This is a genomic window from Bradyrhizobium sp. AZCC 1721 (genome assembly GCF_036924715.1).
Taxonomy (GTDB): domain Bacteria; phylum Pseudomonadota; class Alphaproteobacteria; order Rhizobiales; family Xanthobacteraceae; genus Bradyrhizobium.
The window spans coordinates 1,211,713-1,226,556 of the sequence record NZ_JAZHSB010000001.1 but is presented as its reverse complement, the minus strand read 5'-3'; the positions used below and the strand labels follow the sequence as shown (position 1 = coordinate 1,226,556).

13 protein-coding genes are annotated in these 14,844 nt (G+C 62.5%); 6 read left to right on the top strand and 7 right to left on the bottom strand.

The window, feature by feature from the left end; translation table 11 throughout:
* Positions 1-25 precede the first annotated feature (25 nt).
* A complete protein-coding gene (locus V1273_RS05870) occupies positions 26-364 on the top strand; it encodes a hypothetical protein (RefSeq protein ID WP_334412179.1) in 339 nt (112 codons plus the stop codon).
* On the opposite strand, the gene V1273_RS05865 is transcribed toward V1273_RS05870, so the two are convergent.
* The gene (locus tag V1273_RS05865) at positions 338-4,426 is read right to left on the bottom strand and encodes a sensor domain-containing phosphodiesterase (RefSeq protein ID WP_334409008.1); all 4,089 of its coding nucleotides are present in this window, start codon (positions 4,424-4,426) and stop codon (positions 338-340) included. The two genes, V1273_RS05870 and V1273_RS05865, sit on opposite strands and share 27 nt — an antisense overlap.
* A gap of 381 nt (positions 4,427-4,807) precedes the next feature.
* Between V1273_RS05865 and V1273_RS05860 the strand changes: the two genes are divergently transcribed.
* The 5 genes from V1273_RS05860 to V1273_RS05840 all read left to right on the top strand — a co-directional run bounded on the left by V1273_RS05860 (position 4,808) and on the right by V1273_RS05840 (position 9,032).
* Positions 4,808-5,860 (top strand): Ldh family oxidoreductase, encoded by a 1,053-nt coding sequence (locus V1273_RS05860; RefSeq protein WP_334366683.1) that lies wholly within the window; start codon positions 4,808-4,810, stop codon positions 5,858-5,860.
* A gap of 31 nt (positions 5,861-5,891) precedes the next feature.
* A complete protein-coding gene (locus V1273_RS05855) occupies positions 5,892-7,259 on the top strand; it encodes an LLM class flavin-dependent oxidoreductase (protein WP_334366682.1) in 1,368 nt (455 codons plus the stop codon).
* Between the two features lie 14 nt (positions 7,260-7,273).
* On the top strand, positions 7,274-8,059 hold the full coding sequence (locus tag V1273_RS05850) for a fumarylacetoacetate hydrolase family protein (RefSeq protein WP_334409007.1): 786 nt from the start codon (positions 7,274-7,276) through the stop codon (positions 8,057-8,059).
* A gap of 82 nt (positions 8,060-8,141) precedes the next feature.
* Positions 8,142-8,603 carry a carboxymuconolactone decarboxylase family protein gene (locus tag V1273_RS05845; protein ID WP_334366680.1) on the top strand — a complete coding sequence of 154 codons (462 nt, stop codon included), beginning with the start codon at positions 8,142-8,144 and terminating at the stop codon, positions 8,601-8,603.
* A 21-nt stretch (positions 8,604-8,624) separates the two neighbouring features.
* The gene (locus tag V1273_RS05840; protein ID WP_442894137.1) at positions 8,625-9,032 is read left to right on the top strand and encodes a cupin domain-containing protein; all 408 of its coding nucleotides are present in this window, start codon (positions 8,625-8,627) and stop codon (positions 9,030-9,032) included.
* Positions 9,033-9,212: 180 nt separating this feature from the next.
* On the opposite strand, the gene V1273_RS05835 is transcribed toward V1273_RS05840, so the two are convergent.
* From V1273_RS05835 to V1273_RS05810, 6 genes are all read right to left on the bottom strand, one after another.
* Positions 9,213-10,070 (bottom strand): D-amino-acid transaminase, encoded by an 858-nt coding sequence (locus tag V1273_RS05835; RefSeq protein WP_334366678.1) that lies wholly within the window; start codon positions 10,068-10,070, stop codon positions 9,213-9,215.
* Positions 10,071-10,228: 158 nt separating this feature from the next.
* Entirely contained in the window at positions 10,229-10,960 is a 732-nt protein-coding gene (locus V1273_RS05830; RefSeq protein WP_334366677.1) for an amino acid ABC transporter ATP-binding protein, read from the bottom strand.
* Positions 10,961-10,966: 6 nt separating this feature from the next.
* The gene (locus V1273_RS05825; protein WP_334366676.1) at positions 10,967-11,659 is read right to left on the bottom strand and encodes an amino acid ABC transporter permease; all 693 of its coding nucleotides are present in this window, start codon (positions 11,657-11,659) and stop codon (positions 10,967-10,969) included.
* A 2-nt stretch (positions 11,660-11,661) separates the two neighbouring features.
* On the bottom strand, positions 11,662-12,393 hold the full coding sequence (locus V1273_RS05820; RefSeq protein WP_334366675.1) for an amino acid ABC transporter permease: 732 nt from the start codon (positions 12,391-12,393) through the stop codon (positions 11,662-11,664).
* Positions 12,394-12,621: 228 nt separating this feature from the next.
* Complete coding sequence (locus V1273_RS05815) at positions 12,622-13,533, bottom strand: amino acid ABC transporter substrate-binding protein (protein WP_442894066.1); 912 nt, start codon at positions 13,531-13,533, stop codon at positions 12,622-12,624.
* A gap of 43 nt (positions 13,534-13,576) precedes the next feature.
* Positions 13,577-14,569, bottom strand: a complete 993-nt coding sequence (locus V1273_RS05810) for a LysR family transcriptional regulator (RefSeq protein WP_334366674.1) — start codon at positions 14,567-14,569, stop codon at positions 13,577-13,579.
* Positions 14,570-14,844: the final 275 nt, after the last annotated feature.

Below are 14,844 nucleotides of genomic sequence, written 5' to 3'. Positions count from 1 at the left end.
ATATCATCGGATGACAGGAGATGAGATGCATCCGGCGGCGCGATTGCAGTTCGAACGCTTGATCGGCGAGTATGCACGCTGGCGGGCTGTTCCCGAAAGCGAACGATCGCCCGCCCCGGCATGGTGGTGGGGACCGGCGATGGAGTTGCGCAGCGCGCCGCAATCCCTGTCGGCGGAATGGTGTGCCGAGCTTGGCTTGCCCAACCAGGCGACATATGCCGCCGCGGCAAAACTCCTTCTCAAAGCCATTGCGGGACAGACGACCCTGCCCTGGCCGGACGACTTTCCGCGCAAGGCTTCGGACACCAAGCTCGCGCGTGAACTGCACCCGCAGCCGTCAGACGACGGTGCGTTCCAACCCTGACCCGGCTTCCGGCTGTAGCGGCGGCGAGGCGAGCCGCGGTTCGGCCCGAAGCAAATCAGCCATCTGCTTTGCAGGCAGCGGTTTCGAGAACAGAAAGCCCTGCATCTCGTCGCAGGCGTGATTGCGCAGAAACACCTCCTGCTCGACAGTCTCGACACCCTCCGCAATGACGGTCATGCCAAGCGCCTTGCCCATGCTGATGATCGCCTGCGCAATCGCCTGGTCTTCGGAATCGACAGGCAGGTCGCGAATGAAAGAGCGATCGATCTTGATGGTATCGATCGGGAACTGTTTCATTAGCGACATCGACGAATAGCCGGTTCCGAAATCGTCGATCGCAAGGCGAATGCCGCGGCTCTGGATCGCGTCGAGCACCTTGATCGCGCGCGAGACATTCCGCATCACCATGCTTTCGGTGACTTCAAGCTGCAGCAGCACCGGCGACATGCCGCTTGCCAACAGCGCCTCGTCGACATCGTGCAGCAGATGCGGATCGGCGAATTGTCGCGGCGACAGGTTGACCGCCATTGTCACCGGCCGCAGGCCACGGCGCTGCCAGGCCATGTTCTGCGCGCAGGCTTCCTTGAGCACCCAGCAGCCGATCGGAACGATCAGGCCGGTTTCTTCGGCGATCGGGATGAATTGTCCCGGGGAGACGGTGCCGAATTCAGGGTGTACCCAGCGCAGCAGCGCCTCGACGCCGGTGATCTGGCCGCTCGCCATGTCGATCTTCGGCTGATAATGCAGCGAGAACTGGTCGCGCTCCAGCGCGCGGCGAAGCGCGCTCTCCAGCGTCAACCGCTCGATCGACTGCGTCTTGATCTCCTTGGTAAAGAAGCGGAAGCCGTTCTTGCCGTCCTCCTTGGCCAGATACATCGCCATGTCGGCGTTCTTGGTCAGCGTCTGCATGTCGGTACCATCCGACGGATACATCGCAATTCCGATCGAGGCGGTGGTGTGGCATTCGTGACCGCTGAGCTGCAGCGGCTGGCCCAGTACGGAGAGAAGCTCGCCGGCTATGCGCTCCACCTCGTGACGCTCGGCCGCCTCCTCCAGAATGACCACGAACTCGTCGCCGCCGAGCCGCGCCACGACGTCGCTCGAGCGCAGCGCGCGGCGTAGCCTGTCGCCGATTTCCACCAGCAACATGTCGCCGGCGTCATGCCCCAGCGAATCGTTGATGACCTTGAACCTGTCGAGGTCGATAAACAGCAGCGCAAACTGCCGCTGGTAGCGCGCAGCGGCGTCGATCGCGCGGCGAAGCATACCGTTGAACATTTCCCGGTTCGGCAGGTTGGTCAGGCTGTCGTGCGATGCCAGGTACTCGATCCGCTCGTCCGCGCGGGTCTTTTCATCCGCGCGGTCGAAATTCTCCAGCGCAAAGGACACGTTGTCGACGAGCCGTTGCAACAACTCGGCAAATTCGGGCGTGAACGTATCCTTCTCGAGCGACATGAACGACATCACGCCGACGGCTTTCCCATGCACCAGCAGGGGAAATGAAGCGCCGGAATTCGTACCATCAAGACGCGCGCTGTGATGAAACGCCTCGGTATTGGGATCAGCGAGGTAATCGTTGATGATGCAGGCGCGCTGCGAACGGATCGCCTGGCCGCACAGCCCACGTCCCTCCGGGTGCGCCTCACTGGCCGATATCTTTGCCAGACGTGCGCTGAGGGCAGTCGGGCCGGCGGCAGCGACAACGTCGAGATAGTCGCTGTCGGGTTTCGTCAACACGATGGAAGTCAGGGTAAACTTGCCGCCGTCAGCCGCGGCCTCGCACACCAGGTCGAACAGTTCCGCCCGCGACGTCGCACGGATGATCGCCTCATTGGTCGCGCTCAGCGCCGCCAGCATGCGCGTCAGGCGCTCCTTCTGGATTTCGGTCCTCGCCTTGTCGTCGGCGCGGTCGAAATTCTCCAGCGCGAAAGATACGTTGTCGGCCAATCGCTGCAGCAGTTCCGAGAATTCGGGAGTGAAAGTGTCCTTATCCAGGGACATGTAAATCATGACGCCAACTGGCTCGTCATGCACCAGGAGGGGAAAGGCAGCGCCCGACTGAGCGCCATAGCTACCTACGACGGCTTGGAAGGCGGCAACGCGCTGGTCGCCAACATAATCATTGGTGATGCATGGACGCCTGGTTCGGAACGCCGTTCCGCTGAGCCCACGTCCCTCGGGACGGCTTTCATCGGTTGACAACCTGACATGGCGCGTCGTCTCGGCTGCCGGGCCGGAGGCAGCCACGATCCTGAGAAGGTCGCTGCCCGGAGTTGCCAGCGCAATGGTGGCCGACGTGAACCTGCCGCCATTTGCTGCAGCTTCGCACACGAGATCAAAGAGCTCCGTGCGGGACTTGGCCCGCATGATGGCTTCGTTGGTCCTGCTCAAAGCAGCGAACATCCGCGTCAGGCGCTCTTTCTGACTTTCGGTCCTCGCCTTCTCGTCCGCACGGTCGAAATTTTCCAGCGCGAACGACACATTCTCCGTGAGCCGCTGCAGCAGTTCGACAAATTCGGGCGTAAACGTGTCTTTCTCGGACGAGATGAAGAACATCACGCCGACGGGCTGACCGGAAACGAGCAGCGGAAATGCGGCGCCAGACATAGCACCGTCGCTGTGAATGAACTGACGAAATGCCGATCCTCGCGGATCGGTCCGAAAGTCGTTTGCGATGCAAGCTCGCCTGGAGCGGAACGCATTGCCGCAGAGACCGCGCCCTTCAGGCAGATCCGCGTTGGTCGAGACCTTGACCCGCCGCATGTTGTCTGCCGTCGGCCCTGCAACGGCGACCAGATCGATATCGTGGCTGTCGGGGCGGGCCAACAGGATACTGGTCGAGTTGAACCGTCCGCCGTTTGCGGCAGCTTCGCACACCAGTTCGAACAGCTCGGCCCGCGACGTCGCGCGGACGATCGCTTCGTTGGTGGCGCTGAGCGCCGCCAGCATGCGCGCCAGACGTTGCTTCTGGGCGTCGGCCCGCGCCTTCTCGCTGGCGCGCTCGAAGTTTTCCAGCGCGAAGGAGACGTTTTCCGCAATCCGCGCCATCAGCGCGACGATCTCTTCATCCTCCGCCCACAGCTTTCCGACGAAGAACAGCAGCACGCCGATACTCTCATCCGCCTTAATCAAGGGAGCGGCGACGCAGGCGATAACGCCCGTCTCGCGGGTGGCCTGATGCCAAGGCTGCCCCTGTGTCGAATTGAGGATGTCGTTGTTGACGGCCGGCTGCTGTGTCCGGAATGCCTTGCCGCAGACGCCCGTTCCGTACGGGTTGCCCGCGTCGATCGAGAACGGCGCTCGCATGATCTGTTCGACGATTGCGCCCGTCCCGGCGGCCGGCTTCAGCCAGATCGAGTCCGGCTCTGCGAGCAGGACCACTGTGGCCGCGGATTTGCCGCTGTATACCGCGGCGTCGCAAACACGCTGATAGAGATCTTGTTCGGTCTTGGCGCGAAGAATGGCTTCGTTGGTCGCGCTGATGGCGCCGAACATCCGGTTCAACCGCCGCATCGCACGCTCGCCGTTCTTTCGTGCGGCCTCGTGGTCGAAATTATCGAGCGCAAACGAAATGTTTGCCGAGACGCGCTCCAGCATCGATACGAGCTGCGCGTCGATCGAGTGCGCCTCGCGCCGCGAGACCAGCAGCACGCCGACGCTCTGGCCATTGCAGATCAGCGGCAGCGCCGCCGCCGCGCCCACCTGGTTGGCCTTGGCGCCCTCGCGCCAGGCCAGAGAACGCTGGTCGTTCAGGAAATCATTGCTGACGCATGCGCGCCGGTCACGGAAGGCGGGCCCGGCAACCCCGTTACCCTCGGGCGTACCAGCCACGATCGAAATGTCGATGCTGCGAAGGCGGGGCACGTCATCGCCGCAGCCGGCGGCGAAGCGCAGGAGATTGGTTTCCCTCTCCAGCAGGAAGACCGAGACCGCCAGGAAGTCGCCGACCGAGAACGCGGCTTCGCAGACCTTCGCATATAGTTCTTCGGGCGATTTGGCGTACAGAATCGCTTCGTTGGTCGCATTCAACGCCGCGAGTGTTCGCGCGATGTCGGTCGTCACCGTCCCCAAGCTCCCTGCCGGCAGCGCCGGGCTGCCCCTTGCGGATTTTATGCGTGCAACAGGCCTACACGCTCGTTATTGGCGGCCGCGAGTTGCGATTCAGAGTAAATGTCAGACCAACGGCGAACGACGCTGCTCCGGAGAACTACGGCCCATTCACGATTTGTCAGCCATACCGCTGGCGCGCGCCGGCCGGGATGCGGGACCGGCTGCAAGCAATTTTCGAATTTTGCAGGATGAAAATCCAGATACGTGAGGGCCGTGCTGACGGCATGGCTAACAGGATATTTCCACGCTTGCCCTGGCGCGGGCGCTTTGAGAGCATGCCGGTACCAAGCACGACCCGCGGTTCGCGCGGGCGCTCAAGGTGAGGAAACTCCCATGCCGATGGTCCAGGCCGACCGTCTCACGCGAATCGGCGCGGCTCTGCTTAGGGCTGCCGGTGCAACTGAAGAGGAAGCCAGTGCGGTCGCTGTCGGCTGCGTCAACGCCAATCTCGCCGGCCACGACTCGCACGGGGTGATCGCGATCCCGACCTACATCGACCGCATCAAGGCCGGCCATATCGTGCCCGGCGCCAAATGGACGATCGTCCAGGAATCGCCGACCACGACCGTGATCGACGGCCATTGGGGGTTCGGCTTTCATGTCAACGCCAAGGCGATGGCCCTGACGATCGAGAAGGCGAAGACCGCCAATGTCGCCGCCTGCACGGTGTTCCGGCAAAGCCACGTCGGGCGTCTCGCCGCCTACCCGCTGATGGCGATGCGGGCCGGCATGATCGGGATTGCCGCCGCGGATTCCGGCCGCTCGCCGAAACATGTCGCGCCGTTCGGCGGCCGCGAGGCAAGGCTCGGCACCAACCCGATCTCGATTGCGGTGCCGTCGGATCTTGAGGCGCCGTTCTATCTTGACATGGCCACCTCGGCGGTGGCGGCCGGCAAGATCGCACTGTCGGTCGCGCGCGGCGAACGGATTCCGCAAGGCTGGATCATCGACGCCGACGGACGGCACACCACCGACCCCACCCAGTATCGCAAGGGCGGCGCGCTGCTGCCGCTCGGCGGCAGCGAAGGCTACAAGGGAAGTGGGCTGGCGGCGATGGTGGAAGTGCTCTGTGGCCTGCTCACCGGCCTCGGTTTTGGCGTCGAGCCGACCGGCCGGCACAACGACGGATGTTTCATGGCGGTGTTTAACGTTGCGGCCTTCCGTCCCCTGAAGGATTTCGAGAAGGAGGTCGGCGAGTTCGCGCGTTATCTCAAATCGACGCCGCCGTCGGAAGGCTCGCCCGGCGTGTTCTATCCCGGCGAGATCGAACATATCCGCGAGCAGCAGCGCAGGCGCGACGGTATCGAGGTCGAGGACGCCACCTGGGAAAAATTGAAGGCACTCGCTACCGACTACAAGCTCATCGCTAAGCTCGACCTGAAATGAAATCCAAACCAGTCCGCACAAGGAGAACGGCATGACACGGCAAATGGCGCTGGTGGGATTTTTGCAGGCGCAGAACTGCACCAACCTGCCGAGTTCATGGCGGCACCCGGAATCGCGCGACGATTCGATGTCGGCCGACTACTACCAGGAGATCGCCCGGATCCTCGAAGCCGGCAAATTTCACATGGCATTCTTCGACGACCGCCTGGCGATGCCCGACCGCTACGGCAACGATCATGCCCACACCGTCGAATACGGCATCCGCTGCGTGAAGATGGACCCGCTGATCGTGCTGACCACGATGGGCATGGTCACGACGAAGCTCGGCCTGGGGTCGACCTGCTCGACCACCTATTACGAGCCGTTCGACGTCGCCCGCCGCTTCGCTACCCTCGACCTGATGTCGGGGGGACGCGCGGGCTGGAACGTCGTTACCTCGCTCAATGACGGCGAGGCCCACAACATGGGCAAGGACGCCCATCTCGAACATGATTTCCGCTACGATCGTGCCGACGAGTTCATGGAAGTCGTGCTCGGCCATTGGGACACTTGGGAAGACGGCTCCTTGATCATGGACAAGAAGAGCGGCCGCTTCGCCGATCCGGCCAAGGTGAAGCGGCTCGACCACAAGGGACAATTCTTCAAGTCGCGCGGGCCGTTCACCGTGCCCCGCTCGGAGCAGGGCCATCCCGTCATCATCCAGGCCGGCGCGTCCGGTCGCGGCCAGCGCTTTGCCGGGCGATGGGGCGAAGTGATCTTCACCGCCGCGCGCAACGTGGCCGCCGCCAAGGAAGGCTATGCGGCCGTCCGCAACGAAGCGGCGAAATCTGGCCGCGATCCCGACCAGATGTTTCTCTGCAACCTCACCACCCCCGTCTGCGGCGCGACCAAGGCCGAGGCTGAGGACAAGATGGCCGTCATCAACAAGCTGCCGCTGGAAATCGATGCACTGTCGCTGCTGGCGGAAGCGCTGAACTTCGACTTCGCCGCCAAGCCGCTCGATGCGCCGCTGACCACGGAAGAGCTCAAGAGCATGCAGGGCATCCTCGGCATTCGCGACGGCGTGCTGAAGGCATCAGGCAGGAGCAATCCCAGCGCGCGCGACTTCGTCACCTTCTCCGGCCGCGGCCAGGTGCAGGACGCGATCGTCGGCGGCCCCAAGGAGATCGCGGACAAACTCGAAGAGATGTTCGTCGAGCGCGGCTGCGACGGCTTTGTCATCGCGGCCACTATCGTGCCAGGCTCCTACGCCGACTTCGTCAAGCATGTGGTGCCGGAATTGCAGCGCCGCGGCCTGTTTCACAAGGACTATGCCGGCAAGACCCTGCGCGACAATCTCGGCTTGAAGCGGCCTGCCGCCGGCGCCTGGAAAACCCGGCCGCAGGCCGCCGCCGAATAACAAGAGGACACATTATGCGTTGGCTCAAATTCACCGCCGCCGGCAAGACATCCTGGGGCATTGTCGAGGGCGAGCGCGTGATCGCCGTCGATGGCGATCCGTTCGGCGAATGGCAGCGCGGAACGCAGTCGCATGCGCTGAAGGACGTCAAGATCGAGCTGCCGCTGATCCCGCGCACCTTCTATTGCGTCGGGCTGAATTATCTCAAACACCTCAAGGAAGCCGCCGACAAGGCCGGCACGGCGCCGAACGTACCCGACCGGCCCGAGATCGGCTATCGCGCGCAGAACGCGCTGATCGCCCATAATGAGGATGTGGTGATCCCGGCGAGCGCGACCGAGAAGATTCATTACGAGGGCGAGTTGGTGGTCGTCATCGGCAAGAAGGCAAAACACCTCACCGAGGCCAACGCGATGGATTGCGTGTTCGGCTACACGATCGGCAACGACGTCAGCGAGCGCACCTGGCAGAAGGCCGACCGCAGCCTGTGGCGCTCCAAGAACGCCGACACCTTCAAGCCGATGGGCCCGTGGATCGAGACCGACCCCGACCTCGACAGGATGGAAACGGTGATCCGGGTCAACGGCCTTGAAACCGGCCGCTTCCGCACCAACGACATGATCTTCGGCATCGTGCCGTTCCTCGTCGAACTCTCCAAATATTTCACGCTGTCGCCGGGCGACGTGATCTGGATGGGCACCGACGGCGCCTCGCCTGATTTGAAGGCCGGCGATGTCGTCGAGATCGACATCACCGGCATCGGAACGTTGCGGAACAGGTTTGTGAAGGAGAAGGTCTAACGTCCTCAGAAATGAAGACAGGCGGTCAGCGTACACTGAAACAACCGCTCAAATTGAAAGCGTCGCAGAGAAGGAGAAGCGCATGAAGCCCCGGATGAATTACTACCAGGCCGCGCCTGAGACCATCAAAGCGCTTGTCGCGCTGGAGGCCCAGATCGCCGCTTCAGGTCTCGAAAAGTCGCTGATCGAACTGGTGAAGACGCGCGCCTCGCAGATCAACGGCTGCGCGTACTGCATCAACATGCACACCCAGGACGCCCGCAAGCTCGGCGAGACCGAGCAACGGCTGTATCTGTTGAGTGCATGGCACGAGTCGCCGCTCTACACCGACCGTGAACGCGCGGCGTTGGCCTGGACCGACGCGCTGACGCTGATTGCTGAAACGCATGCCCCTGACGATCTCTACGAAGACGTGCGCGCCCACTTCTCGGAAGCGGAGACGGTCAATCTGACCATGCTGATCGGGGCTATCAATGCTTGGAACCGGCTGGCGATCGCTTTTCGCGCGGTGCACCCGGTCAAGACAAAGGCGGCAGTGGCGTAAAGCGAGGAGGTCAATATGAAATTGACGATGCATCATGTCGCGGCAGCGGCCGTGGTTGCGCTGGCAATCGTCGGCATACCCGCAGCCCATGCCGAAGGCGACAAGGTAACGCCGGTTCGTTCAGAGAAACTTCCCAACGTGCCCGGCAAGAGCCTGACGGCCGTCGTGGTCAACTACGAGCCGGGCGGCAAGTCGGCCAGCCATCATCACGCCGGCAGCGTATTCGCCTATGTGCTGTCGGGCAGCATCCGGTCAGAAAATTCGGCGACCGGCCCGGCCCGCGTCTACAAGGCGGGCGAAAGCTTCTTTGAGCCACCCGGCAGCGAGCACCTCGTCAGCGAGAACGCGAGCACAACGGAGCCTGCAAGGCTGCTCGCGGTTTTCGTTGCCGACGATGGCGCGCAACTGACGACGTTCGGCAAGAAGTGAGGGGTGTGAACCGCGCACCCGCGCGCTCCGCTGTCATGCCCCGCCACCGGGTCGCGCGAATGCGCGCCCGATGACAGGCTCCGGCGGGGCATCCAGTACGCCGCGGCCTTTCGGCTCAAACACTGGCGTCTCTGGAATACTGGGTCGTCCGGTCAAGCCGGACGACGACATCTTGGAGTGCTACACCGCCGTCGCCTTGGCGAACTCCACATAAATCTCGCGCAAGCGGTTGGTCATCGGGCCGGGCTTGCCGTCGGCGACCTTCTTGCCGTCAATCGACACCACGGCCTGTACGAACACACTGGCGCTGGTAACGAAGGCTTCCTTGGCGGCCAGCGCTTCCTCGACGGAAAATGCCCGCTCCTCGACGCGGAGCTGGCGTTCTTCAGCCAGCGCGACGACGGCCTTGCGGGTGCAGCCGGGCAGGATCTCGCTGCCGTTCTGCCGCGTCACGATTACGTCGTCCTGCGTGAGGATGAAGCATGACGACGAGCCGCCCTCGGTCACCTTGCCATCCTCGATCATCCAGGCCTCGCCGGCGCCGGCCACTGCCGCAGCCTGCTTGGCCAACACTTGCGCCAACAGCGCGACGCTCTTGATATCGCGGCGGGCCCAGCGCAGGTCCGGCACCGTGATCACGTTGATGCCGGTCTTGGCTGAGGGCGCGTTGATGATGTCCTTGGTGGAGGTGAACATGATCAACGTCGGCCTTACGTTCTTCGGAAACGCAAAATCGCGCCCGGTGTCAGCGCCGCGCGTTACTTCCAGATAAACCATGCCGTTGACGAGATCGTTGCGCGCGACCAGCTCCTTCTGGATCTCCTGGATGCGCGCCGTCGTCTCCGGCAGCGCCAGCTCGATCTCGCCGACCGAGCGCTCCAGCCGCGCCAGGTGCGAGGCGTTGTCGATCAATTTTCCATCCAGCACGGCGGCGACTTCATAGATGCCGTCGGCAAACAGGAATCCGCGGTCGAGGATCGAGACCTTCGCCTCTGAAAGCGGGACGAACGAGCCGTTGACGTAAGCGATCTGTTCCAAAGTAAGAGTCTCCTAAAAGATAGCGATGCCGCCGCGGCGGACGTTATAGGTAACCGTCATTGAGAGGAGCGCAAGCGACGAAGCAATCCATTCCTCCATTTGCAGCATCATGGATTGCTTCGCTTCGCTCGCAATGACGCGGATGGGCCGCGGTATCCCTAATGCGACAAGATCTTCGACAAGAACTTCTGCGCGCGCTCGCTGCGCGGGCTGCCGAAGAAATCGGTCTTCAGCGCGTCCTCGACGATCTCGCCCTTGTCCATGAAGATCACGCGATGCGCGACCTTGCTGGCAAAGCCCATTTCGTGGGTGACGACCATCATCGTCATGCCCTCATGGGCGAGATCGACCATCACGTCGAGCACCTCACTGATCATCTCGGGGTCGAGCGCCGAGGTCGGCTCGTCGAACAGCATCGCAATCGGGTCCATGGCAAGCGCCCGCGCGATCGCAACGCGCTGCTGCTGGCCGCCGGACAATTCGGCCGGGTATTTATTCGCATGCACCGTCAACCCGACACGCTCGAGCAGCTTGTGGCCCTTGGCCATGGCCTCGTCATGCGAGCGGCCCAGCACCTTCTCCTGCGCGAGACACAGATTTTCGATGATCCTCAAGTGCGGAAACAGCTCGAAATGTTGGAATACCATGCCGACGCGCGCGCGCAGTTTTGGCAGATCGGTCTTGGGATCGTTGACCTTGATGCCGTCGAGAATGATCTGGCCTTCCTGAAACGGTTCAAGCGCGTTGACGCATTTGATCAGCGTCGACTTTCCCGAGCCCGACGGGCCGCACACCACCACCACCTCGCCCTTGGCGACGCTGGTGGTGCAGTCCTTCAGCACCTGGAAACTCGGCCCGTACCATTTATTGACGTGGCTGATTTCGATCATAGGCTCTCACCGAACAATGGCAATGCGTGCCTGCAGGCGCCGGACGCCATAGGACGCGACACAGGAAATTACGAAATAGACCGCGGCCGCGAACAGATACATCTCGACCAGCCGGCCGTCGCGCTGCGCCACCTTGCTGGCGGCGCCGAGGAAATCCGGGATCGACAGCACGTAGACCAGCGAGGTGTCCTGGAACAGTACGATGGTTTGCGTGAGCAGCACCGGCAGCATGTTGCGGAACGCCTGCGGCAACACGATGTAGCGCATGGACTGGCTGTAGGTCAGGCCGAGCGCGCTTGCGGCCGCCGGCTGCCCTTTGGAGATCGACTGGATGCCGGCGCGCATGATTTCGGAGAAATACGCCGCCTCGAACATGATGAAGGTGACGAGCGATGAGGTGAACGCGCCGACGCGAATGGGCCGCGACGCCCCCGTCAACCACTGTCCGATATAGGGCACCAGGAAATAGAACCAGAAGATCACCAGCACCAGCGGCAGCGAGCGCATGAAGTCGACATAGAGCCCGGCGACGCGGCCGAGCAGCTTGTAGCCGGACAACCGCATCAGCGCGATCAGCGTACCGAAGACCAGGCCGCCCAGCGCCGACAACCCGGTCAGCATCAGCGTAAAACTCATGCCGTCGAGGAACAGGTAAGGCAGCGAGCGGCGAATGACATCGAAATCGAGATTGTCGAACATCGCTATTTCCCCGTGATATAGCCGGGGATCGCCAGGCTGCGTTCAAGGAAGCGCATGCCGGTGACGACGACGATGTTGATCGCGAGATACATCACGGTCGCGGCGGTGAAGGCCTCGAACACCTGGAACGAGAATTCCTGCATCGCCCGCGCCTGGCCGGTCAGTTCGATCAGGCCGATGGTGATCGCGACGGACGTATTCTTGATGGTGTTGAGGAATTCGGAAGTGAGGGGCGGCAGGATGATGCGGAACGCGATCGGCAGCAGCACGTAGCGGTAGCCCTGCGCCGTGGTTAGACCCAGCGCGGTCGCGGCATTCTTCTGTCCACGCGGCAGCGAGGCGATGCCTGCGGCCAATTGCACGGCGACACGCGCCGACATGAACAACCCGACCCCGATCGCTGCCGTCCAGAACGGCGCATTGGGCATCTGCTTCAGCCACAGCCCCGCGCCGCGCGGCAGTAGTTCCGGCAGCACGAAGAACCAGAGGAATAGCTGCACCAGCAGCGGCATGTTGCGGAAGAATTCGACATAGCCAAAGCCGATCCAGGACGCGGTTCTCGACGGCAGCGAGCGCAGGATACCGATGATCGTGCCGAAAATCAGCGCGATGACCCAGGCCAGCAGCGCCGTCTTGATGGTCAGCAGCAGTCCCGCCACCAACATGTCGAGATAGGTCCCCGCCCCTGTCGGGTTCGGCTCGAAAAAGATGTGCCAGTTCCAGTTATAGTTCACGCTGCACCTTGTCCCCGAAAGTGCCGGTAAAGCCGTTTGGTTATGACTGCGTATGCAAATGTCCGGCCATTCTTTGCTTTCAAAAAATGGCCGGACTTGCCGGGTGGAAGCCCCTCATCCTGAGGAGCCGCGCATTTGCGCGGCGTCTAGGGATGAAGGCCCAACCGGGGCCTCATGGGTTAGAGACGGCGCTGGCGCGCCGCCTCACCATGAGGGTCAACGTATCACTTACTTATACGAATCCGGATCCGGCGAGTCCGACGGCTTGGCGAATTCGTTCTTCAGCTCGGCGCTGATCGGCGTGTTGAGGTTCAGCCCCTTGGGCGGGATCTTCTGCGTGAACCACTTGTCGTAGATCTTCTGGCCCTCGCCGCCGGTATAGATCGCCGCCGTCGCCGCATCGACCACCTTCTTGAAGGCCGGATCGTCCTTGCGCAGCATGATGCCGTAGGGCTCGGGCTTGGAGAACGCATCCTTGGAGATGACGTAATCGCCCGGCGCTTTTGAGCCGGCAACCAGGCTCGCGAGCAGGATGTCGTCCATCACGAAGGCCACGGCGCGATCGGTCTCGACCATCAGGAATGCCTCGGCGTGATCCTTCGCCGGGATGATATTGATGTTGAGGCTGCGCGCCGCGTTGGCTTCGGTGAGCTGCTTGATATTGGTGGTGCCCGCGGTCGAGACCACCGGCTTGCCCTTCAGATCGTCGATCGAATTGATCTTGCTCGCCTTCTTGGTGACGTAGCGGCTGGCAGTCAGGAAGTGGGTGTTGGTGTAGGAAATCTGCTTCTGGCGCTCGGCATTGTTTGTGGTCGAGCCGCATTCGAGATCGATCGTGCCGTTGGCCAGCAGCGGGATGCGGGTCGACGACGTCACCGGGTTGAGCTTGACCTCGAGCTTGTCGAGCTTGAGCTCCTTCTTCACGGCATCGACGATCTTGTAGCAGATGTCCATGGCGTAGCCGATCGGCTTCTGGTTGTCGTCGAGATAGGAGAACGGGATCGACGAGTCGCGGTAGCCGAGCGTGATGGCGCCGGTGTCCTTGATGTTCTTCAGCGTCCCGGTGAGCTCCTGGGCCGTTGCCGGCCCGGCGCACAACGCACCCGCGACCAGACAGCCGATAATATGACGGTGTTTCACGTAACTTCTCCCTCCAAAGGTTTCAGATGATTGCTCATCAACCCTAACTCAGCAACTTGCCGGGCCGTTTGGCCGGCGGTCTCGAACCTGTCTTGGCAAGATCCTTGGCAAGACCCTTGGCAAGACCGCCTCCGGCGTGCCCGGCACTATGCCTGCACAATTCGGACCAAAACAGATTTAGCGCCCGTTGGCCATCATGCATTCGGCCCCTGAATGCGACTAAAGACAAAGGCAACGCCCATTTGTTGCCGCCGATCGGGACCAGCCGCTTCCGGCCGGAAGCCGCCACAGTCCCCTCCGTTAACCAAGCCACGCCGCGTCCGCTGAGCGCCATCCCGCACAGCACGTCCGACATGTCGCTTTCAATGACCCGCACGCCGAAAATGGGGGCGGTCTCCAGGATGAGATCGACCAGCCGGGCGAAATAGACGCCGGGCGAATACATCAAAAGGGGGACCGGATGCGACGCCCGGCCGGGCAGCGACGCGCCGCCCTTCGCCATCAGCGCCTCGCTGGCATAGGGCCGCAGGAATTCGGTGCCGAGCGTGACGCGTTCGTAGCGGTCCGGATCGAGATGGATCGGCTGCTGGGCGTGGTGGTAGCAGATCATCAGGTCCACGTTGTCGGAGACCAGCGAGGTGACGAGATCGTGGATGTTGCCGACAACCACCGAGCAGCTCAACCGCCGCTCCTGTGACCAGGCCTGCCACCAATGCGGCAACCGGGCGGTGGCCATCGCGAACGGCAGCGCGATGCGGATATGTTCATTGCGGCGAAGCGGCTTGCCGCCAAGCTCGACGCGGCTGTCGAGCATCTGCCGCAGCAACTCGCCGGCATGCTCGCGAAAGCGCTCGCCTTGCGGCGTGAGCTGCGTCGGGTACACGCTACGGTCGATCAGGTCGAAACCGAGCCAGGCTTCGAGGGACTTGATCCGCCGGCTGAACGCAGCCTGGGACGTGTTTCGTTTCTCGGCGGCGCGGGTGAAATTGCCGGTCTCGGCCACCATCAGGAAATCCTGAAGCCAGCGGAGCTCCATCAAGACCCCCGCATTGCAGGCGATAGCCGCGCCGCCACGACGGCCGCCATGATAGCCTCTCTGGGGCAACGCATGGCTGCGGAGGCCAACCGGCGCTGGTTCTCGATAGCAAATGTGAAGTTCCATGCCGGCAAACGTAGCGGGTCGCCACGCGGGATGACCAATGCAAGCTTTGCATCACCTCCGCTCGCCTTCGCTTTTGCGGCAGTCCCCGTCAATTCTAGCCCGCTCACGTCAGCCGTTCCGCCTTCGCCGATGATCGCATCTTCCTTAGC

Coding starts and splice junctions, on each gene's coding strand:
- V1273_RS05860 (WP_334366683.1), top strand. CDS start 4,808: ATGCCGATGGTCCAGGCCGACCGTCTCACGCGAATCGGCGCGGCTCTG.
- V1273_RS05845 (WP_334366680.1), top strand. CDS start 8,142: ATGAAGCCCCGGATGAATTACTACCAGGCCGCGCCTGAGACCATCAAA.
- V1273_RS05830 (WP_334366677.1), bottom strand. CDS start 10,960: ATGATCGAAATCAGCCACGTCAATAAATGGTACGGGCCGAGTTTCCAG.
- V1273_RS05825 (WP_334366676.1), bottom strand. CDS start 11,659: ATGTTCGACAATCTCGATTTCGATGTCATTCGCCGCTCGCTGCCTTAC.
- V1273_RS05850 (WP_334409007.1), top strand. CDS start 7,274: ATGCGTTGGCTCAAATTCACCGCCGCCGGCAAGACATCCTGGGGCATT.
- V1273_RS05870 (WP_334412179.1), top strand. CDS start 26: ATGCATCCGGCGGCGCGATTGCAGTTCGAACGCTTGATCGGCGAGTAT.
- V1273_RS05855 (WP_334366682.1), top strand. CDS start 5,892: ATGACACGGCAAATGGCGCTGGTGGGATTTTTGCAGGCGCAGAACTGC.
- V1273_RS05810 (WP_334366674.1), bottom strand. CDS start 14,569: ATGGAGCTCCGCTGGCTTCAGGATTTCCTGATGGTGGCCGAGACCGGC.